The following is a 21612-nucleotide window of genomic DNA, read 5'->3' on the forward strand; positions in this document are numbered from 1 at the left end:
GATGAGCACGACGGACGAACTTTTAGTAAAGTTTTTATTAAACGAAACCAGCACCGAAGAAAACACCGAGGTGCAGCAGTGGATAGATCAAGATCCAGCTAACAAATCGTATTTTGAGCATTTTTCCAGAATCTGGGAAACCAGTAAAAGATTGGAACGGACAAGCACGGTAGATGAGGAAGCAGCATGGTTGAAGTTTAAGGTGAAAACAACAGCAAACAAACCTGAAACTAAGGTAATCCCCTTAAAACAGAAAAACTATGCATGGCTGAAAATTGCCGCTGTTTTTCTACTGGCCGCTGGTGCCTGGGGTGCCTGGAGCCTATTTGGTGAGGGATCTTATGTACGTGTAGAAGCAGGCCAGCAAGTCCTGGTCAAAACTTTGCCGGATGGTTCTGTGCTTACCCTGAACAAACGCTCTGTATTGAGTTTTGTCGGCAACTTTAAAGAGCACCGCAGTATTCATTTGCAACAAGGTGATGTATTTTTCAGTGTTACCCCAAATAAGAAAAAACCTTTCATTATAGAAGCCCATAAGGTAGCTATAAAAGTAGTAGGCACCTCATTTAATGTAAAACATTCGGGCAAACAAACCGAAGTTATCGTAGAAACAGGTATCGTTAAGGTAAGTTATAAAAATGAGCAGGTAGAACTACATCCGGGAGAAAAAGTGAGCATATCCGAAGAAAATGATGCCCTGACCAAACAGCAAAACACTGATCAGCTGTACAATTATTACCGCAGCAGATTGTTTGTCCTGCAAAATACATCACTCTCTTCTGCTGCGACAACGTTGAACGATGCCTATCAGGCTAATGTGGTTATTGAAGACCCAAAAGTTCAACAACTAACACTAAGTACCACGTTAAAACTGGACAATTCACTGGATTATAATTTAGGGATCATTTGCAAATCTTTAAATCTTAAAACAACAAGCAGTCAGGGCAAGATCCTGTTGTCCAACCGCTAATGATGAAAGGAAAATTAACCGCAATCCTGATGCTCTCCCTGATCATCTGTAAAGTACAGGCCCAACAGCCCACAGTTGGAGGGAATTTATCCCGAAGGGTAAACATACATGTGGAAAGGGAAAGTATCGGATCTATTTTAAACCGGATCAGTACCTCTTCCAACTTTTACTTTTCTTACCAGGGCACCCTGTTCAAAACAGATAGCCTGGTCAATCTTTCGGCACAAAACCTTCCGGTAAGAGAGGTCTTGGACAGGCTGTTCAATGGAAAAATAGATTATAGAGAAGAAGGTCAGTATATCATTCTCCGTTCTGCAGCATTGCACCTGACCATAGAACCCGACAACATCACCACTGCAGAGAAACTTTACCTGATCAGCGGTTATGTAATGGATACCAAAACAGGATTGAAAATAAAACAGGCCAGTGTATATGAGAAAAGGCTACTGCAATCTACGCTTACCGACAACGAAGGTTATTTCAAGCTTCGTTTCCGTGGAGATTACAATGAAGTAATTTTGACAGCCAGCAAAGAAAGTTACCGGGACACAACCCTGGTTTTTCTTTCCAATATCACCATCAAACCTGAGGGATATACTGATGATACCGATCCAGCTACGGGTAAAAGAAGAAAAGGCGGACCAAATAACAACCTGGTGGAACGTATAGGTATAGGCCGGTTTTTAGTTTCATCAAAACAAAGAATCCAAAGTATGAACATACCGGATTTTATTGCCAACAGTCCGTTCCAGGTGTCTATTACCCCAGGTTTAAGCTCACACGGCATGATGAGTTCCCAAATCATAAACAAAGCCTCTTTAAACTTGTTCGGCGGGTATACCGCTGGTCTGAATGGATTTGAAGCTGCAGGTTTGTTCAATATGAACAAAGGAGATGCACGATACCTTCAGATTGCAGGTCTATTTAATGTAGTTGGGGGCAGTTCAAGTGGCTTACAAGCCGCAGGCATATTAAATACCGTAATTGGAGACAGTAAAGGCTTACAAATGGCAGGTATTATGAACGAAGTGAGCGGAAACAGCAAGACTCTGCAGGCTGCAGGGATATTCAACCACGTTCGCAAAAACGCAGTTGGGTTTCAGATGGCCGGAATTATGAACCTTGTTAATGGGGACATGAGTGGTTTTCAAGCCGCGGGACTACTAAATCTTACTTCGCAGCAAGTAAATGGCGTCCAGCTGTCTGGTTTGATCAATTATACCAAACGACTAAAGGGTGTACAAATAGGCTTGATTAATATTGCCGATCAATCTGATGGCTACAGTATAGGTTTGATTAACATTATAAAAAACGGCTATCATAAAGTCAGCCTTTCCACCAATGAAACCGGAATGTACAACGCGAGTCTTAAACTTGGTAATGATAAATTGTATTCTATCCTGATGCTGGGCCAGAATTTTTCGGATACGGCAAAGGTAAAAGCTTTTGGAATTGGTTTTGGACACGACTTTCTGATGGGAAGGCGTTTTTCAATAGCTACAGAAATTTGTTCCCAGTTTCTGTACCTGGGAAACTGGGATTATTCCAATGTACTGACGCGCTACCAGGTTAATCTGCAGGTTAAATTATTTAAGAACTTGAGCATTTTCGGAGGTCCGGCTTATTCCATTTACAATTCCAGTGCGCCACCAGGCGCTAGTGGCAACGGCTATAAACAACAGGTGGCACCAGATTACTCCACAAAGATCAATAACAATACCAGAGGTTGGTTAGGATGGAATGCCGGAATTACTTTATTTTAAGGTCAGCTCTGTCTGGAATTTTTTAAAGTATTTTGACAGGTTTTGATCCGCCTGGAAGATTTCCGGATGAAACAAACAGGATAATACTTCAACGCCTTTAACCAAGGTTCCAATACTGGGTTGGGTAAACAGATCGAAATCTGCAAGATATACGGCATTATTCTTAACCGCCTCTAATTCGTTCCAACCTGGTTTAGAACTGAGCAGATGCATTTCCTCTTCACTCCTGCGTATATCAAAACCGCAAGGTGCTATAACCAGGACTTCCGGATTGTATTTTTGGATCTTTTCCCATTTGTTTACTATAGAGTCACCAGCAGGATTTGACAGCATATCTACGCCTCCGGCAGCTGCAATTTGAAAAGGAATCCAATGTCCGCAATTGTAAATGGGCTCTATCCATTCCATCAGCATAACTCTTTTTAAAGGTGCTCCGGCCCCTCTTAACTGATCAAGAATAGTGCTCATCACTTCCTTTAACCCTGCAAGATAACGGAACGCAACTTCTTCTTTTCCTATAGCCCGGGCAATGGTCACGGCGCAATTAAAAACATCATCAAGATTATTTGGACTCAACTGTACCAGTTCGGGTTGCTTGCTCAGGTGCTGGATGGAAGAAAGTGTGCAGGCAGTATCAATCAGACAAACTTCACAGGTGTCCTGGGTAAAGATCACATCCGGACTGATTTCTTCCAGTAGTTCTTCATCTACCCAGTAGAGACTTTTCCCCTGGGCTTTAGAGGCCGAGAATATCCGGTCTATTTCTATACTTGAATAGTTCTTTCCTTCCAGCACACAACGAACCACCTTAGGTAGATCTGCGGCTTCCTTTGGACATTCGAATGTCACACCATACAGATGTTCTTCCAATTCCATATCGTAAATCATCTTAGTGGCTGCCGGTAAAAAGGAAACTATTTTTATCATCCTACAAATTTAATAAAAAAGCCCTTTAGCAACCAGTGCAAACGGGCTTCGCTCATTTAATTTTATTTTTTCAGGAATGCTGTATAGCTTGCTGTTTGTTAAAACTTAAAGCAGGGAATTTCGTTTTTGCATACTCAAAGCCGCCAAACATCAGCAATCCGTAAACCAGGTTGCTCACTAAAAGGTTCCGTTCAAATGGAATGGCACCTATCAGCGCCTGCAGGTAACCCGCAAAGCTTTTAGGATACATCGAACCTACCATTAATACAGCACCTATATCAGAAACGATCCAATGAATAAATACTGTGACTACAGAAGCGATCAGTACATTGGCAAAATTTGCTTTTTTAATAAATGTGCCCACCAATACCATGAATATAAAACTCAGGTATACCCAAAAAGCACCATCATAAAATAAAACAATCTTTTGGTAATAGGCATAGTTTACCACCAGGTCACTCACAAAAAGTGTGATTAATGGAACTGCATAAGCCTTTACCTTATCCGAAAAATAAGCGCCTCCAAACATGGCCATTGCACCAAGCGGTGTAAAATTGGTCCACGAACTGAAACTACCCAGGTGTAAAAAACGGGTAGCTGCCGCAGCAACTATAATCAGAATAAGAATAGAATTTCTGATGTTGATTTTTTCTAGTGACATATTGGTTTATATTTTTAAAATGTAAAAATACCAATTCTTAATGAATATTAAAACTTATACCTGCATTCATATTAAAGCCCATACTGTTGTAACCATAGAACTCAGTATACTTTTCATTTAAGATATTTTTAAGATCTGCGAAAAATTTCACCCGATTTTTAGCGATAGTATACTCCGCATAAAAATCAAGCAATTTGTAAGAAGCCAGGTCAACTACCTTATAATTGGTAAAATCACCATCCTGACGTTTTCCATTATACTTAAAGTTAGCACTTACATATAATGCCTTAGTAGCCTGTACACCAGCATTAACGCCAACGATATTCTTTGGTCTGCGCAACAGGTAATCAGAAACTTCATTGGTTACAAAGTTAAACTCTGTCCCTTCTACATAAGCATAATAACCTTTTAAATGTAAAGACCCAATTTGAACTGCCGGCTCTACTTCAACTCCCTTTGCTTTTTGATTCGCCTGGTTGATATACCCCACATTTCCATAAACAATCGCATTGGTCAAATCGCGTTTAAAGCCCGCTACACGCAAGGAATATTGATCATCTGCAAAACTCAGGTTAAATCCGGCCTCATAATTTTTCGATTTCTCAGGAGTCAGGTTTAAATTAGCACCATAGGCCCCGAATAGGTTTTCCAACGTTGGCGCTTTGAAAGCTGTTGAATACGTTCCAAACAATTTTAACGCTTTAATAATATTGATAGATGGGGTAATGTTAAAAGTAGAGTTTTCACCATATTGTTTATGTTTATTATAACGTCCGCCAACTTCCAGATTAAAGATGCTCAGGTCATGCATAAACACAGAAGCGTAAGTACTAAACAGGTTTGTTGATGGTTGCTGATTAGCATTCAATCTGAATTTAGTGGCTCTGTTGTCTAAACCTACCAAAACATCCAGCTTAGATCCAATTTTCTGGTTATAGAACAAATCGATAAAATTCAATTTACCCTCAGAAAGGCTCGTCCCATAATCTCCTTTTGAATCCAGTTGTGAATCTTCATAACTGTAATTTAGATTAATCTTCCCGGTTGCAAACTCATATTTGGTATTAAAACCACCATTAAAATGCTTCAATTTAAAGTTATTTGTTGGGCTGTCTTTAAAAGCACCTGAGTCAAAATCATAGTGACCGTAGAAATAACGGAGAAAAGGACTGATACTGAAATTTTTACTCGCCTGTAAAGAGAAGTTTGCATTCACAGCGCCCGTTTTATTGCCATCTTTATCAAATTCGGATGCACTTCCCTCTGGAGTAGCCGCCTCAGAAATACCATCCGTTTTACCTTGGGTATAAGCCACATTATAAGAGAAATCATCTACTTTGCTGCTAATCCCAACAGTTCCTTTATAGGTTTTGTAACTTCCGTAACTGGCTGCGCCATATACGCTGTTTCCATCTTTACCGCCTTTTTTTGTAATGATATTGATCACACCTGCAACCGCATCAGATCCATAAATGGTTGACTGACCACCTTTCAGGATCTCTATACGTTCTATCTGATCAATAGAGATCATACGCAGATCGAAAGCCGCACCTGCTGGATTGCTTACTAAAATACCATCAATGAGTACAACAGCATAAGCACTCCCCGCGCCTCTTACAAACAAGCTTTTATTCAACCCGGCATTTCCTGTGGCACCTCCAACAACAATACCAGCCTGCTCATTTAACAAGTCTGTCAAATTCTTACCATGGCTGCGGTCTAACACATCACTTCCAATAATGGTAACTACTTTACCCGTTTGCGACTGTTTCTGGTCATTTTTAGTGGTACTGATCACCACAGAGTCCAGTTTGATCTCTTTTTGTGCTTTTGCATCATTCACCAGAATCATCTGGCTAAAAGTTAATCCTGACGCGATTAATACGTAATTTTTAATATTCATTTTGTTGATTGGTTTTAAAGGTATTAATTCTTTAATAAACTTATATCAGCTACCCCTGTAACTTCGGTAGACTGTTCCCCAAGCCATCCCATATTGTACTGGATTCCTGTCTGGATCTTGATAAAGTCTATGCCTTTCAGTACCACTTTATTTCCTTTACTATCTATGGCATTGGCAATATCAATTTTATCCCCTCCAGGTGTATTATCTGCGTATCCCCATGCAAACTGCGGACTTATGATATAAGAAGGATTGCTGTCGTCGATATTCGTACTGGGCAGTAAAGTTCCTGTAAGCGTGTATTCATTACCTTTTATCCATTCAGGGAAATAGGCCTGTTTGTGATACACATTGGTTTTCACCACACCCGTATTGCCCAGGTTGTCTTTCCAAGGAACATCAGCTGTCGCAGGTGTTGGGCGGGTATAAGTTACCGAATACGCTCTTTTGTAACCTGTTTTATTAAATTCACTACCGGCTACTTCATACCAGGTATCATCTGGTTTTCCATTCCCGTTTTCATCCTGCATAACCCAAATTACACCTGGCTCTGCAAAATTATTAAAGGCATTACCATATACCATAATATCTTCTTTACCTGGTTGATTGATAACGGTATGATCGAAACCAAGCACTACATACCCTCCCCAGGCACCCAGGCAGATCATATTTGATTGACCTCCAAGAATGGCTTTTCCAGCACTTTCATTGGCAAGGGAAGTATTTATAAACTGCCCTGGTGCTGGCATAAATTCAAACAACTGCGTAACATAGGCGTTGCTTTTCTCGGTAACCGGAACTTCAGGTACATTTACGGTCAGGTTATATTTATAACTGTATTGACCACCATCAAAATTAGAAGTGTATTCCAGAATGTGCGTTCCAGACTTTACAGCTGTAAAAATATAGCTGGGTGTTGTACCTACGCTCGTACCATCCAGCTTCCATTCACTGCTAAAAACAACTCCATTTGTGGTTGAAACAGAAAATGTGATGGGTTTATTTATTTCGCTGGTCACCTCTTTGTTTTCGACACTCATTTTAAAGTCGGGAAAAACAGGTTCTTTGTCTTTTTTACAGGATGCTGTAAAAATGATCAAGCCAATTAAGGCCACTCTTAAGTAAATGTTTAGGTTCATATAAATTTGCTTGTTTAATTATGAATTAGTTGGTTTTGTATACAAATGCGAAACTGGCGGGAATATCTCCTGTTTCCACCGACCATTTCTGCCTTCCATCGGCACCAAAACAGTACAATCTGCCAGGGGTAACGTAATCTGTGGCATCACTTACAAAAACATCCTTAGTAACGGGATGTACAGCAATACCATAAGGTATTTTAATTTTCTTATCTGTACCGTCGCTGATAAAACTACCAGGAATAATGGTTTCATCTTTTACATTGATCATGGAATAAGAGATGGTATTCTCCCCTGTGATATAGCTATATTCTGTGCTATAGACATAGGCTTTATCACCATCTATAGCTAAGTTGCTTGCCGCAACATTAAATGTCTTTTTCACCAGATCGGTCTTGGTATCGATTACAAAAAGCTTAGAAGGAATATCGTAATAATCACCCCTGGAGGTTACATATAGATCTCCATATTGATCTGCCTTCAACCTGTGGAGATTAATAGCCACATCAATCCTCTTGATCTCTGTGAAAGAATCCATATCAATTACGGATACCGTCCTTTCATAATTAGGTGGACTATAGCCTCCTGAGTTGGCCACATAGAGCTTATTTCCTACCACAGCCATTTCTTCCGGTTGGCGTCCAACTTCAATCTTACGGGTAATTTGAAGCGTTGCAGTGTCTATTTCCGCCACAATTCCCTGCGGCGCTTTAGGATCGCCTACTTTACCCAGGTACGCACTCACATAAGCCTTGTTGCCATGAAAGGTTACATAACGGCAATTCACCAAGTCAATCATTTTAATCCGTTTGGCCGTTTTTACATCCATCACTTCGATCTTATTGGAAATATTAACCACCACATACAGCTTGGCGCCATAAACACCAATATCATTAGCTACATCCCCCAAGCCCTTTGTCACCTCCGGGTTCACTTGGTTGTAGATATTCTTACGGTATAATCCCTGGGTAAAATCCACATAATCCAGCGATGCCTTATTCATGTTCATGTTTCCCTCATTGACAACATACATCCCTTTTACCGCGGCATTTGGCTCTGCCGGAAAAAGCGTATTTGTAATTTCTTCAGGAATGGGCTGAGGATCTTTACGACAGGATGCAAAAGTCACTATAAGGATAATGATCGTACCATATTTTAAAAATTTCATGTATTTCATAGTTGATAGGATAAGGTGAACCGATAAGAACGGCCAGGCATTGGAAAATTCTCCACCACATCATAATATTGATTGAACAGATTGTTCACTTCTGCAGTTAGCCTGACTTTATTTTTCCCGATAAGGGTATTGTAATGAAAAGCGATGTCATGCGTATACCAGGGTTTCACATAGTTAACTGGGATATTAGCCGCCTGGTTATACCGCTCACTGGTATAGATATAACTATAGTTGAAACTATAATTTCTCCATTGTGCCCCTCCCATAAGGGAGCCACTGTGCAATGGAATATAGGGGATTTGATTTTTGTAATAAGCTGTGCCAGGTGTGACGTCCTGTGCCTGCTGATAGGTGTACGTTAAGCCCATATTGAGCTGAAGCTCTTGGGCTATACTCCACCCAGACTGCATATTGACATCGATTCCTTTAATATCGACCAGGTTCAAATTCTTCATACTCCATCTGAAGCCATTATTTCCTGGTACTGCAATAATTTTATCCTTCACCCGGTTGAAGTAAGCATCTGTTTGCAGAGAGAAGGAACGGAGTAGTGTATTGTCAAACAATTTCGCATAAGTAAAGCCAAGATCATATTGTTTGGTATATTCTGGTTTCAGGCTGGTGCGGCCAATCAACGTGTAATAAAGGTCATTAAAGGTTGGCATTCTAAAAATGCTTTTAAAGAAAGACCGTATCCGGAATTCTTTCTGCTCAAAAGGCTGCCAGGAAAGCATCAAGGTTGGCGTAAATTCCTGTTTATTACCCGCCGCAGTATAATATTTCACTTTATCGTTTACAAATGTTCCAAGCAGATTGGCCTGAATGTCCAGCCGGTCAAAATGAAGTTGGGTGGCCAATGCCAATAAAAATGTATTTCTTGTAGGATAAGGAAAATGATCCAGGTTTGCATCCAGCGTATTCAACTGATAATCGCCAGAAAGTACTGCAGTCCACCAGGAATTGATTTTATACTGATTGGCTACTGATAAATATAGCTCATGCTGGTGAAAGCGGTTGTTTAACAGTCCATCCAGATTTACAAAGTCCGGATCAAGATAACGGGTATAATCATTGGAATACTTGGCTAGCGCCTTCAAACGATAGGCATCCGTGATCTTCTTTTCATAAGAAGATTGCACAAACAGATTTTTGCTCCAGCTTCTCTGGTCATAATCAAACCTGTTCCCGATAATTGGTCCCGGTAACCCCATTTGGTCCTTATAAAAATAGACTTTTGCATTCCATGTACTGCTGTCGGGTAATACCCCATTCAGTCCGGCCTCTACCCTCATCCGCTCCACATCTCCATTGTTGCGAACCGCTGTCGTATCATATACGCCATTGGTGTACCTGAATTTATACCTTCCGTTTGATTGGGTATATTCAGTACTCAGGCTCGCAGAAACACGGTCATTCAACTTGTGCTGCCACAATAAAGACGGATTAAGTAACCCAAATGAACCTGTTTTTAGTGCCAGTTTGAAATGGTCTTCTTCCCCTTTTTCAAATTTTGGCTGCAGGGTATTCAGATATATAGAACTGGCAGAAGCAAAACCCCTCGCCGACTGGAAAATCTCACTTTTCTGACCACTGTAGAGTTCTATTTCTTCAATGTTATCCAGGGAGAATTTGCCTAGGTCTACCTGACCATTCTGGGCATTGGTAATGGGCACACCATCGTAAAATACGGCTGTATGGTTGGTCCCCATACTACGTACGTTGATGGTCTTCAGGCCACCTATACCTCCATAATCCTTCAATTGCACACCAGAAAAGAACCTGACTGCATCAGCAACAGATAAACTATTGAGTTTTTCCAGGTCTGCACCAGACAAGATTTGTAAAGGTGTAGAAGAAGTTTGCCTGCGGGAAAGCTTGATTGCTCTTATTTTTACTTCTTTCAGTTCGTTGGCTTTTTTCAGCGAATCTGTTTGCGCAAAAAGTGGCTCTGGCCTGATACAATGACACCATAGTATAGCCAAAAAAGCATAAAAACAATATTTATCACCCCTAAAGGCAATTCTGGTTCTTATCATTTTTGTTGTGAGTATTACCCACAGCAAACAGTTAGATTAAAGAAATGAAATACATAAATAAAGCACTCACTCCTAGCTTCAATCCCCGAAAGCTATGAAATTCTAATGCTGGTGGCAGGTCTTCTGACTTACTTCCGGTGGTCTTGCCTTCCCATTTAAACCTGTGTTTAAACAGTGGCGAAGAATTAGACCCCGTTTTGAAGCTTACAGCTGCGGGACAGTTATGGATTTACACCATATTCCCTTTTAATCCTGAAATTCTACAATATCAGGAACCAAAAGCGATGCAAAGGTATCAAATTTGCAAAGCTTCACAAATAAATCTCATTTTGTTATCTTTAAGCCACTCATAAATCTTTAATATGCTTAAAACCGCTACCTTTTTACTCGGTATACTCAGCTTGAATACCATGGCACAACAAACAGACACCGTATTTCTAAAAAAAAATGATGGAATCCAAGCCAGAATTGTTTTCAACTGTCCTGGATCATCCGCAAAAGCATGAAGTTCAGATATTGTATACACAGATCCGGAGAGATAAGAACAATAAACCTGCTTTTAAATCCTACAGCTATAATCTCAATGCACATCATTATTTCTATCCGGCCAGTACGGTTAAACTCGCTGCCGTCATATTCGCACTAGAGAAACTAAATGATCTAAAAGTAAAAGGTCTTACCGCACAAAGCACCATGCTTACGGATAGCAGTTATCAAGGACAAACCAAGGTGAGCCAAGATCTAACTGCAGAGAATGGGCTACCCTCTCTGGAGCATTACATCAAAAAAATCCTGCTCACCAGTGATAATGATGCCTTCAACCGATTGTTTGAATTTATTGGCAGAGCGGAAATCAATGCCAAATTAAGGAAATATGGTTTAAGGAACAGTCGTGTATTAAATCGTTTGGCCATAGGAGATTCAGGAGAACCGGCCAAACATACTAACCCTGTTCGGTTTTATAACGGAGATCAGTTGGTTTATAGCCAGCCAGCACAATATGACCCTAAAGAATATCCGCTGCAGCTCAGCAATACACTAATGGGAAAAGCCTATCTGGACAGCAGTGAGCATCTGGTCAATAAGCCTTTCAGTCTTGAAAATAAAAATGCCTTCTCCGTTGCCGACCAGCAATCTTTAATGAAAAGACTTATTGCTCCAGAAGCCTATCCTGCAAATGAACGTTTTCACCTCAGCCCTTCAGATTATAAGCTGATCTATACCTATATGAGTAAGCTGCCCATAGAAAGCGATTATCCAAAATATGACCCGAAGGAGTTTTGGCCAACCTACGCTAAAATGCTGTATTATGGAAGAGAAAAGGAAACAGAACTCCAGCCAGACCTTAAAATATTCAATAAATACGGAGATTCTTACGGTTTCATCATTGACAACGCATATTTCAAAGACACCAAACACCATGTAGAATTCTTTTTAACGGCAGTGGTGCAATCTAATGAAGATGGCATATTTAACGATGGAAAATACGAATATGAAACCATCTGTTACCCTTTCATGAAAAACCTGGGTAGAATGATCTATAACTATGAACTCGACAGAAAATAAATTGCTTATTTCTCGTCCAGCAAGCGTTTTTCAATATCCTTTAATTTCTCAGTTTTGTCTTTTGGCAAGACTGGAAATTCAAGCTTCATTTTTTCCAGTGTATCTACAATGATCTGACTAATCGCCAAGCGGGTATACCATTTTTTATCCGCAGGAATAATGAACCAAGGCGCTTCTTTTGTAGAAGTTTCCTGGATCGCCTCTTCATAAGCTTCCATATACTTATCCCAATACTGACGCTCCACGATATCGCCCTCCGAAAATTTCCAGTTCTTTGTGCGGTCTTTGATCCTGTCCAAAAAACGTTCTTTCTGCTCATCTTTAGAAACGTACAGAAAGAATTTCAGGATCACCGTTCCATTCCTGCTCACATGCTGTTCAAAATTCCGGATGCTTTCGTAACGTTTCTTCCAGAAATCTTTATCTATGTTTTTAACATCGGTATAACCGGGAATATTCTCCGCGAGGATATACTCCGGATGGACTTTACATATCAATACATTTTCATAATGGGAACGGTTGTGAATGCCGATTTTCCCACTTTGGGGCAAAGCTTTATAATGTCTCCATAAAAAATCATGACTATACTCTTCCGCACTTGGTGTTTTGAAACTATACACCTGACAGCCCTGAGGGTTTAACCCGGACATCACATGCTCTATAGCGCTGTCCTTTCCTGCAGCATCCATCGCCTGGAAAATGACAAGCAGAGAATGAGAATTTGCCGCATACAGCGTTTCCTGAAAATCATCTAATTTATCTTTCGCCTCCTGAAGTTCCATTAACCCGTCTTCCTTGTCCAGTTTTCCGGAATAACTGGTTGCATAGTTTTTAAGGGATATCTTAGTTCCAGGCTCTGCAAGGTATTTTTCGATGTCTTTTTTCATAAGGTATGATTTTAAGTCTCCACTGTTGCTTAAAAGATGGTCTTCTTCTATCAACGTAAGATGCTTAATTCAATTATACTAAAAATTTCACTAAATACTCATTTTCAAAAACAATGAGCCCGATATAATACCGGGCTCATTTCACTATCAACATATGGAGTTACCTTCTTCTAAATCTAATTTTTCTGACCTGTAAAAGTAACCACACTCTGCGCAGGAATACTCAAAGTAAAACTACCATCTGAGGCCACTGTAATTGGACTACTTTGCTGCCAATGCGCACTACTGCTCCCTGTTGTCTGATAGCTGGTTAAAGTTCCGGCCGAGAACCCTTGAAGATGTAAGGTCGTAGAGATCACCTGTGTGCCTGGATTAATGGCAACCAGGCTAAATTTACCCGTGGCCGGATCTTTATACGCAGAGACTTTAAGATCTGAATTGTTCTGTACCGTTGCTCCGAACCGGAAATATCCGGCATGTACGTAGCGGGAGAACTGTCCCATTACATCGTAGGTTTTTGGAAAATCCAGAGAACCATCCCCGTTAGTACAGATCAGAGATTCATTATTTCGAATGGCCAGCATACCAAGCCAATATATAAAAGCATTTACATTGCATTCTGACATAAACTTATGCATACTTGTGGCAAACTTCAACCCGCCGGTAATCGTGTTATCATAATTACCACTATCATCAGAGGTTTCTGTCATCCAAACCGGCCTGTTCCCTGTAGCATAATTCCAGGTCACTGGGTTCTGGTTCAGCCCTCGTTTACCTAAAATCAGATCTCCCATTTCAACATAACCATGTCCCGCCAGGATATCTACATTGCTTTTATCCATACCAGCCAGGAAAGAATTTGCTGTACCCCATGCTGCATTCTCTGAAGAAATAATCTTTGTCCCATTTAATCCTTGCTGGTTCAAAGCGGGCCGGAGGTTATTGGTTACAAATTGGCCCAGATGTGCCGAAGTCCAATAAGATGCGTCCCAATCTGAAAACACATTCTCAGGTTCGTTGGAAGGCGATATCCCATAGAAGTTTACCCCTTCGTTTTGATAAGCTTTTGCAAAACCAGCCAGATAGTTTGCAAAATCCGTAGAACTGGTATTAAAATTCAGTCCATTGAAGCCTTTAGCACTCTCGCTGCTGGTATTGGTCTTCATTGATAAAGGCGGAGTCCAGGTACTGGCAATAGTGATCGGGACCTGGTACCGTTCCTTTATTTTTTTCAGGATCCACAATTGCCCCAGTTGTTCTTTCTGAACATCTGTAAGAGCAGTATAAGCACTACTGGTCACATCAACATTGATATCCGTTCCTGCAGGTTTAATACTAACCACGCCTGTTTGCTTATTAAAAGCGTACGTATGCAATACCTTACCCCGAACAATGTTCAACTGTAGGCCCTGTTGGCCCCAAAGGTAGCCCATAATGCTATCGCGCTTTGAAGACTCAAAAAATGGCACAATACGACCTCCAAATGCTCCAAAACCATCGATGCGCTGGTAGGTTTGGTCCCAGTTCAAAGTAATGTCTGTGCCACCGGCAAGAGCAGCCGTCGTTGTTGTCTTTGCAGACATTTTAAGATTCTGTCCCTTCGAGATCAGCTCTTCTGCCGAATTCTTTTTACAGCTTGCAGCGCCTAGTGCAATCAATGCAAGTAAAGAGATGTTAATTGATTTGAACGTCATAGAAATTGATTTTTTAGTTAATTTATATTTAGAAAAAATTAGCTACCATAATCAACCAGTCTATGGAATAATATCTCCAGCTCCAGGTTTGACATAAAATTAGTGGAAGAAAAAGTATCTTTTGAATAGTTTTTTCGCCTATTCTGATACTTTTTCTTCCACTAATTTTATGTCATTTAAACTTTTGGGAAGGACTCAGATTTTCAGTTGGGTGAGAAAATAAGATCCATAACACCCATTCCACTTATAGTTATCACATCATTGGCCTGAAATGCCTTTCCACTGTTCTTGTCAATAAATTGCGATGGTTTTATACTATTCCATCTAATTCTGGTTTGTTGAGGTAATGGTTCAGGATTGTAAAGTCGAATCATAAAACCTCGATCCTGCTGAGGCGTTACACTGGTCACTACGATATGATTATCGCTCAGTTCAAATAATTCCCCTTTAACAACCATAGATCCATTGACTGGCAATGCCAACAAGGGTTGAGTAAATGCCATTCCCATTTTTTCTGTTTCAGAATAACTAAACTGACCATGAGGTCTTAATGCATATCTGAAACGGGCTATCCCCTCCTGATCAGCTTTGTAATTGGTATGCCAATAGTTATTCATTACATAACTGAACCAGTTTGAAGTTGGAGCCCCATCTTTTTTCCATTCTTTATGACCAGGAGCAACAGTACGTCGTTCATCAATCATAGCACCAGGCTCAACCAAGGGTGCTTCAAGCAGCATCCACTGCATACCTTTATCTGTCGAATTTACATCCAGCCATCTTCGCCCATACATATAATCCATGTTTGAGCCTGGCAATTGATCGGTCAGGTAACGCATAGCACCATAACCGGCATCCACTATTGTTTGATCAAAAGACGCATGGAAAGGAAATCCGAAATGAACAGCCTCTTTGTCGCGGATCGCTTTTTTGTCAACTATATTTTCAACTTCAATTTCGTCACTTCCTGCATACAAATTTATCCTTCGCTCAAGCTTATTGGTACCCGGAGCCGCAGCAACCATGCTAACAGACTTCAGTACCGGGCCGTTCTCCAATACCTTTAACTGGACATTGGCATTTGTAACTGCATCTGCCGGATTTAAACCTGCTACATACCAATAACTGTTTAATCCCTGACTGTTAAAAACACCGGCATAATTAAAATCATTATCCAGATTGATCTTCAGCAAACTACCATTTGTTTTATCCCACTGCACACTTACATTCCCGTTGGAAAGCGTTTGATCAGTTAAACGGAGCTTGGAAGTTGCACCCGGCGCTTGTGCATCTGAGAGCTCATACAATGCCGTCCCTAAAGGTGGAATATCCCGGGCAATAAACACATAACTTCCATTGCTCAATTTTTGGAGCGGGTATAATTTACCAGATGCATCTTTGACTGCCTTGGCCTTAGTGCCAGTGGGCAGCATAACTGGTCCGCTTCGCTTCCAGGACAAGGTATTGAATACAGCTATTTTTTTTGACCTGGAATTATTGAAGGGCTGTAATAAATCCTTCTCCAGCGAGTGAATCTCTTCATCCGCATCGAGCATAAATTGCTTCTTAATCCGCCATTGTTCAGTTACAAAAGGGACATCTGGCTCCGTAATGCTATTATGGGCGCCCCAGGTATGTTCATGAAACATAATGATATTTTTCCAGGCCTCATAAAACCTCTCATTGCTATATTGCTTAGGATTTAACATGGAATAGAGCGTGGTCAGCTGTTGCAAACGCAAACTATTCACTCTGTTTTTGCCTTCTTCAGAGGCGGTAGAAGCCGCCCCATCTTCCCAATATGGAGTAATATCACCTTTTACCACCTGAAGCTGGGCCCCATACTTCTGCTCAAACTCCTCAAACATTTTGTCCGTTGTATTCAATACAATTTTAGGAGAGGAATATTTTCTATTCCATTGATCAACAAAACGAGAAATTGCCGTATCAATTGGCCCGTTATCTGCAACCACATTATAACGCCATTGTACCATTTCATAAGGATAATTATTCTTATCCAGTTCATTCAAGTAAGCCGCAATTTTACCAGGACCACGTTTAAATATGCCTCCGGGAGCTGTTCCATGCCACGATGAATAGCCTTTTGCACCTGTCCAGAATAGCACCTTCTCTTCGCCCGAAGGGGAAGCCCACCAAACCGGCTTATCTCCCCAGGTTTTAACAAAATGCCCTACCCTGTCTCCAAGGTATGGATGATTTTCACCCATAAAATTAGGACCACTCGAAAAATACCGAACCCCACCTTTAGACAAAGCCGTTACTGTTGTCCATGCAAAACCAGGTACATCAGAAATCATTGCACTATTAATAACAAGACCATAATCTTTCTTTAACTGATTTGCATAATCTGTATAATGAAACATCTCTTCGGGCTCACTAAGACCTGTCAGAATATTAGCATATAAAGCCGACAAGCAAATACTACCCGATTTTACTGCACTTATAAATTTTTCCTTTTGCAAGGGACTCGCTTGTTTCATGTAATTCTCTACCACCCATAACGACTCAATATTCCATTTGAACCGGGCCTCTACCGGAAGGTTTTTTGTGGTCTCGATCATCTGCAAGGCATCATCAATATTCTTTATATGAATTTTTAATACCTCCGGCTGAAGGTGAGAATAACCTATATCGGTATGCGAATGGTGTATAAAATGTAAAACGCGGTACTTTACAGGTCTCAGTGCAACAAATTTATGGATCAATACTTTACTGCCAGCTGTAACATTAATCATAATACTGTCCTCTTTCGAAACCGGATTTACAGGAATATCAAATTGATTTACGCCATCGAGAAGCTGAAATGAATGTGATTCCTGACCCCTAATGTCGACTGTCATTGGCACATCTTTGCCAAAATGCAAAGCCGCTATTGTAATGACTTGCTTTCCATCTTTTAATAAGAATGGTCGGGGATAGATATCCGCTTTTTCCTCAAATGAGAATTTAAAAGTCATATACCAATCATTGCTGTTTTGTGCCTGACCAACAACTTTAAGTCTAACTGGCATACCAGATTTAAGTTTGTTCACTGGCAAACGAAGAAATGACAGTCCGTGAGCATCATTTGCTCCGTCTCTTTTAGTTTGATGAAAAACCAGTGCAGAGCTGTCGGCGGTAACAAACTTCCAGTCTGGTGTTTTATGAGCCGGCTGAGTGGTAAAAGTCAGTAATTTTTCATCGTTCACATATAAATCAAAATTTCGTGCCCCGCTGCTGCTGCCCGATGAATGAGCGGCAACCCAACTAAAATAAACGTACTTTCCCTTCGGTTTTTGAGGAACAGGAGCGGTTTCCCATTCGATTACCTTTTGACCATCTGTACATCTGGTCAGTAAAGCTATAGTTGCATAATCCGGGAATGCAGAATCATAGCTTATATTTTCTCCCTTAATCTCTTTGGCATACCCATTAATCCATTGAATTTTACCAAAATAGGGAACTTCTTTTTGTGCCCGTACCCTATTTGCAAGCAACAGGGCTATGAGAATTAAAAACCCATTTCTTATCCCACAGGAAATATTATTTGATAACATATTGTGTTGTTGTTTATTATTGGAATTGTATCTTGATGATCTATTTTACTTCAGAATTCCAGGCTTTCTCAATTTCTTCCAGGCTTTTTCCTTTTGTTTCAAACAATTTACTTTTTGCGTACAGGAAGGAAAGCAGACAAAAGAAGGAGAATATAAAGAATGTGGTAGCTATGCCAAACCCGTCCCTCATCATAGGAAACAACAGGTTCACCACCCAATCAGAAACCCACATGGTCATAATGCACATAGACAAAGCTGTTCCTCTGATATGCGTTGGAAATATTTCTGTTGAAATCACAAATTTCAATGGTCCAAGAGAGAATGCAAAAAACAGAAGAAACAAAATGATGCTAAACAACATGAACCATCCTGTGATATTCATTAAGAAACATACGCCTGTTAGTGCCAAAGCAAGGGCTGCACACAAGGAACCAACAATGTATAAAGGTCTGCGTCCCCAGGTATCAACTTTTGAAATGGCTATAAAGGTAAAAAGCACATTGGCCGATCCCAGGATGACCTGATAAAATAACGCATCGCTGGTCACAATACCTGCCGACTTTAATATCGTTGGCCCATAAAAAATCACCCCGTTGATCCCACTGAACTGCGACAGTGCTGTAAGCACTACTGCCAACGTTAACAATTTTCTTAGTGGCAAACGCAACAATTCTTTATAGCCTCCTGATTTTTGACTGGCCATCTCTTTAATAGAATCCAGCTCTACACGTGCCGTTTGTTCTCCATTTATTTTACTGAGAATCGCCAGGGCCTCCTCATTTCTACCATATTGCGCCAACCAGCGTGGACTTTCAGGTACGATGAGCAGCAACAAGCAAAATCCAGCCGCCGGAATAACCCCAACAATAAACATTCCCCGCCAAACATTTTCCACAAAGAACCAGTGAAACAACCCATTACCACTTCCAGCATTGGCCGTCGCATAACCCTGTAAAAATAAATTGCTGATATAAGCGGCCAGAATCCCAACAGTAATTGCAAGCTGGTAAAAAACAACCAATCTACCTCGTCTTTGCGAAGGTGCCACCTCTGAAATATACAGCGGGGAAACATTGGAAGCCACACCGACCCCAATACCGGCAAGAACGCGAAAGAAGATCAGCATCGGATATGCCTCTGAAAATGAAAAACCAACCGCACTGATTAAAAACAATACGGCCGAAATAAATAAGACTTTCCTTCTGCCGATTTTATCGCTGAGATAACCCGAAAAAGCCACCCCGCCAATACATCCTAATAAAGCACTCGAAACAAACAATCCCTCCTGTGCAGATGACAATGCATATTGCAATTTTAAAGGCTCGATAATACCGCTCACCACGGCCATATCAAAACCGAATAAAAAACCTCCTAACGCAGCAATTAGTGTAATGAGAAAAATAAAATAATTTGCGCCTGTTCTTTCCATAATAGTTTAATTTGGTTATTTATTTAGGTTCAATGTTAACAGCAAGTCTCTTTGACATAAGCAACCACTAAAAAGGCCTTTTTTGCTCCGGAATTGCGAACCGTATATTGTTCAACAGCTGCAGGAATCAAAAATGTTTCGGCATATTGAAATACTGAATTTCCAGTTCCAACTTTCACCTCAACCGTTTCTCCCTCAACCAACATACAAATATGACATTGTCCATTTGTATATATAATAATTTCATGATCAAATTCATAGCGGTCAACCGTATAAAAATGTTCTGGATGAGTAGGTAGTTTCATCATTCTGCCCCCTGGCCATTCCCTTATTACTTTAGGATGCGAGATCAGATTTTCAGGCACGTAATCCCCTTTGTATTCAAAGTGTAAATTATTAAATGCATGTTCAATGTTAATGGGGCGAGGATTTCCATTAAGGTCCAAACGGAGCCAATCGTACATTTTAAAAGTAAAAATATATGGCGTGCTGCTAATTTCCAGCACCATATTATTTTTACCAGAAGCATGGACAGTTCCATTTGGAATGAGGAATAAATCATGTTTATGTGCCTTATACTTTTGCACATATTTTTCTATCGGCAGTTCTACACCATTCTTCTGCGCATCTAACAGTGCTTGTTTAAACTCATTCGCATCGATATCCTCCTGAAAGCCTAAATAAACATCGGCGTCTGGCTCACAATCCAAAATATAATAGGTCTCATCCTGGGTAAACGTTTCCCCAAAATGCTCTTGAATATAGTTGGTTCTTGGGTGACACTGAATAGAAAGATTACCCCCATCGTAGGTATCAAGAAAATCGAAACGGATGGGAAATTCATTACCGAACCGGCCAGCAGCTTTTCCCAGCATTTTGTAATTATTGCGGAATAAAAGAAAATCAAAAGAAACCTCCAGCAAGTGGTGGTTGCCTTCCAGCACAATTCCATTTTCGGGTGTAATTAATTCAAAAGACCATGCATAATTTATCTCCTGCTGAGGAAGTCCTTTAAATCTTTCCTTCATCCAATTTCCACCCCATATACCCGCCTCAAACCAGGGCTTTGCCCTAAACGGTTGTTCAAACATACTGTCCAGTGTATTTCTGAAATCGTCGCCTTTCATCCAGGTAATTTCATCGATACGTTGCTCATCAACTATATAATTAATCTTTGAAAGCAATACTTCTTTATGTTTGTTTAGTACCGGCCAGTCTACAAAATAGAATCGTTTGTACATCTGGGTATTCTCCAGTATTTCTTCCGAGCCGAGATTAGCAATACTTTTAGCCCGCATTCGATACTGGATTTCATTTTTAGGGACATCTAAATAAATAATTGGTCCCGGCCAATTACTCAACGCAGCACCTGTTCCGTAAACAATGTGTAGGTCAATATTATCATCGGATGTTAATAATGGCAATTTTTCTTTATCAAAAAAATCATTCAGGTTGCCAGTGTATTTCTTTCCAAATACCGGATCGTTACCATTTAAGTTAGCAACAATCATTGAATTTATTTCTTCAGGGCTTTTTAATGAGGAATCTATATCATACCACGATACTTTCTTGCTATAACCATCAAAACAACGCTGTAAGTTCATCCGGAAAGACTCCCATAGCACACCACCAAAACCATCGATAATTACAGTCTTTTCACTTAATAAACTTTGGACCAGGGAATCATAACCGGCTTGCACTGCATATTGCGTACTAAAAGTTGGAACGATATTATAAGATGGAAGAGAAGAATAAGAACTGGAAATGGGCAATAAAGGCTGTATTGTTTTTCGTACTGTTTGAATAGATTCCATTGATAATTTGATAATTTTTAAATCAGATATTATAGTATGTTCGAACATATGAACATACTACGAATATAGAATAGTTTTATCACAATTTT

Annotated in this window: 14 protein-coding genes and 1 riboswitch; of the genes, 3 read left to right on the forward strand and 11 right to left on the reverse strand. The window is 40.3% G+C overall.

The window, feature by feature from the left end:
* The first annotated feature begins 1 nt into the window (after window position 1).
* Window positions 2–970: a FecR domain-containing protein gene (locus tag DBR11_RS05500; RefSeq protein WP_108550606.1), complete on the forward strand. Its 969-nt coding sequence runs from the start codon at window positions 2–4 to the stop codon at window positions 968–970.
* Complete coding sequence (locus DBR11_RS05505) at window positions 970–2733, forward strand: carboxypeptidase-like regulatory domain-containing protein (protein ID WP_233260651.1); 1764 nt, start codon at window positions 970–972, stop codon at window positions 2731–2733. Before DBR11_RS05500 ends, DBR11_RS05505 begins: the two co-directional genes overlap by 1 nt.
* On the opposite strand, the gene DBR11_RS05510 is transcribed toward DBR11_RS05505, so the two are convergent.
* The 6 genes from DBR11_RS05510 to DBR11_RS05535 all read right to left on the reverse strand — a co-directional run bounded on the left by DBR11_RS05510 (window position 2725) and on the right by DBR11_RS05535 (window position 10576).
* Window positions 2725–3660 (reverse strand): ABC transporter substrate-binding protein, encoded by a 936-nt coding sequence (locus DBR11_RS05510; RefSeq protein ID WP_233260652.1) that lies wholly within the window; start codon window positions 3658–3660, stop codon window positions 2725–2727. The genes DBR11_RS05505 and DBR11_RS05510 overlap by 9 nt on opposite strands.
* A gap of 70 nt (window positions 3661–3730) precedes the next feature.
* A complete protein-coding gene (locus DBR11_RS05515) occupies window positions 3731–4321 on the reverse strand; it encodes a DUF6580 family putative transport protein (protein WP_108550607.1) in 591 nt (196 codons plus the stop codon).
* Between the two features lie 37 nt (window positions 4322–4358).
* Complete coding sequence (locus DBR11_RS05520) at window positions 4359–6224, reverse strand: TonB-dependent siderophore receptor (RefSeq protein ID WP_108550608.1); 1866 nt, start codon at window positions 6222–6224, stop codon at window positions 4359–4361.
* 23 nt (window positions 6225–6247) lie between these two features.
* On the reverse strand, window positions 6248–7363 hold the full coding sequence (locus tag DBR11_RS05525; protein WP_108550609.1) for a cell surface protein: 1116 nt from the start codon (window positions 7361–7363) through the stop codon (window positions 6248–6250).
* A 25-nt stretch (window positions 7364–7388) separates the two neighbouring features.
* A complete protein-coding gene (locus DBR11_RS05530) occupies window positions 7389–8531 on the reverse strand; it encodes a YncE family protein (protein WP_233260653.1) in 1143 nt (380 codons plus the stop codon).
* A 5-nt stretch (window positions 8532–8536) separates the two neighbouring features.
* On the reverse strand, window positions 8537–10576 hold the full coding sequence (locus DBR11_RS05535) for a TonB-dependent receptor (RefSeq protein WP_108550611.1): 2040 nt from the start codon (window positions 10574–10576) through the stop codon (window positions 8537–8539).
* A 95-nt stretch (window positions 10577–10671) separates the two neighbouring features.
* Window positions 10672–10871, reverse strand: a riboswitch (cobalamin riboswitch).
* A 152-nt stretch (window positions 10872–11023) separates the two neighbouring features.
* Between DBR11_RS05535 and DBR11_RS05540 the strand changes: the two genes are divergently transcribed.
* Entirely contained in the window at window positions 11024–12142 is a 1119-nt protein-coding gene (locus DBR11_RS05540; RefSeq protein WP_233260654.1) for a serine hydrolase, read from the forward strand.
* 5 nt (window positions 12143–12147) lie between these two features.
* Here DBR11_RS05540 and DBR11_RS05545 read toward each other — a convergent pair whose 3' ends face one another.
* The 5 genes from DBR11_RS05545 to DBR11_RS05565 form a co-directional block, all read right to left on the reverse strand.
* On the reverse strand, window positions 12148–13029 hold the full coding sequence (locus DBR11_RS05545; RefSeq protein ID WP_108550612.1) for a polyphosphate kinase 2 family protein: 882 nt from the start codon (window positions 13027–13029) through the stop codon (window positions 12148–12150).
* A 176-nt stretch (window positions 13030–13205) separates the two neighbouring features.
* Complete coding sequence (locus DBR11_RS05550) at window positions 13206–14723, reverse strand: glycoside hydrolase (protein WP_233260655.1); 1518 nt, start codon at window positions 14721–14723, stop codon at window positions 13206–13208.
* Between the two features lie 203 nt (window positions 14724–14926).
* Complete coding sequence (locus DBR11_RS05555; protein WP_199233769.1) at window positions 14927–18280, reverse strand: glycoside hydrolase family 38 C-terminal domain-containing protein; 3354 nt, start codon at window positions 18278–18280, stop codon at window positions 14927–14929.
* A gap of 40 nt (window positions 18281–18320) precedes the next feature.
* A complete protein-coding gene (locus DBR11_RS05560; protein WP_108550614.1) occupies window positions 18321–19709 on the reverse strand; it encodes a sugar porter family MFS transporter in 1389 nt (462 codons plus the stop codon).
* 35 nt (window positions 19710–19744) lie between these two features.
* Complete coding sequence (locus tag DBR11_RS05565) at window positions 19745–21523, reverse strand: class I mannose-6-phosphate isomerase (RefSeq protein WP_108550615.1); 1779 nt, start codon at window positions 21521–21523, stop codon at window positions 19745–19747.
* Window positions 21524–21612 lie beyond the last annotated feature (89 nt).

Origin of the sequence: Pedobacter sp. HMWF019 (genome assembly GCF_003061025.1) — a bacterium.
Taxonomy (GTDB): domain Bacteria; phylum Bacteroidota; class Bacteroidia; order Sphingobacteriales; family Sphingobacteriaceae; genus Pedobacter.

What these genes read in the sequence shown, in the direction of transcription:
- DBR11_RS05500 (WP_108550606.1), top strand. Translation starts at nt 2, where the DNA reads ATGAGCACGACGGACGAACTTTTAGTAAAGTTTTTATTAAACGAAACC.
- DBR11_RS05505 (WP_233260651.1), top strand. Translation starts at nt 970, where the DNA reads ATGATGAAAGGAAAATTAACCGCAATCCTGATGCTCTCCCTGATCATC.
- DBR11_RS05510 (WP_233260652.1), bottom strand. Translation starts at nt 3,660, where the DNA reads ATGATAAAAATAGTTTCCTTTTTACCGGCAGCCACTAAGATGATTTAC.
- DBR11_RS05515 (WP_108550607.1), bottom strand. Translation starts at nt 4,321, where the DNA reads ATGTCACTAGAAAAAATCAACATCAGAAATTCTATTCTTATTCTGATT.
- DBR11_RS05520 (WP_108550608.1), bottom strand. Translation starts at nt 6,224, where the DNA reads ATGAATATTAAAAATTACGTATTAATCGCGTCAGGATTAACTTTTAGC.
- DBR11_RS05525 (WP_108550609.1), bottom strand. Translation starts at nt 7,363, where the DNA reads ATGAACCTAAACATTTACTTAAGAGTGGCCTTAATTGGCTTGATCATT.
- DBR11_RS05530 (WP_233260653.1), bottom strand. Translation starts at nt 8,531, where the DNA reads ATGAAATTTTTAAAATATGGTACGATCATTATCCTTATAGTGACTTTT.
- DBR11_RS05535 (WP_108550611.1), bottom strand. Translation starts at nt 10,576, where the DNA reads ATGATAAGAACCAGAATTGCCTTTAGGGGTGATAAATATTGTTTTTAT.
- DBR11_RS05540 (WP_233260654.1), top strand. Translation starts at nt 11,024, where the DNA reads ATGATGGAATCCAAGCCAGAATTGTTTTCAACTGTCCTGGATCATCCG.
- DBR11_RS05545 (WP_108550612.1), bottom strand. Translation starts at nt 13,029, where the DNA reads ATGAAAAAAGACATCGAAAAATACCTTGCAGAGCCTGGAACTAAGATA.
- DBR11_RS05550 (WP_233260655.1), bottom strand. Translation starts at nt 14,723, where the DNA reads ATGACGTTCAAATCAATTAACATCTCTTTACTTGCATTGATTGCACTA.
- DBR11_RS05555 (WP_199233769.1), bottom strand. Translation starts at nt 18,280, where the DNA reads ATGTTATCAAATAATATTTCCTGTGGGATAAGAAATGGGTTTTTAATT.
- DBR11_RS05560 (WP_108550614.1), bottom strand. Translation starts at nt 19,709, where the DNA reads ATGGAAAGAACAGGCGCAAATTATTTTATTTTTCTCATTACACTAATT.
- DBR11_RS05565 (WP_108550615.1), bottom strand. Translation starts at nt 21,523, where the DNA reads ATGGAATCTATTCAAACAGTACGAAAAACAATACAGCCTTTATTGCCC.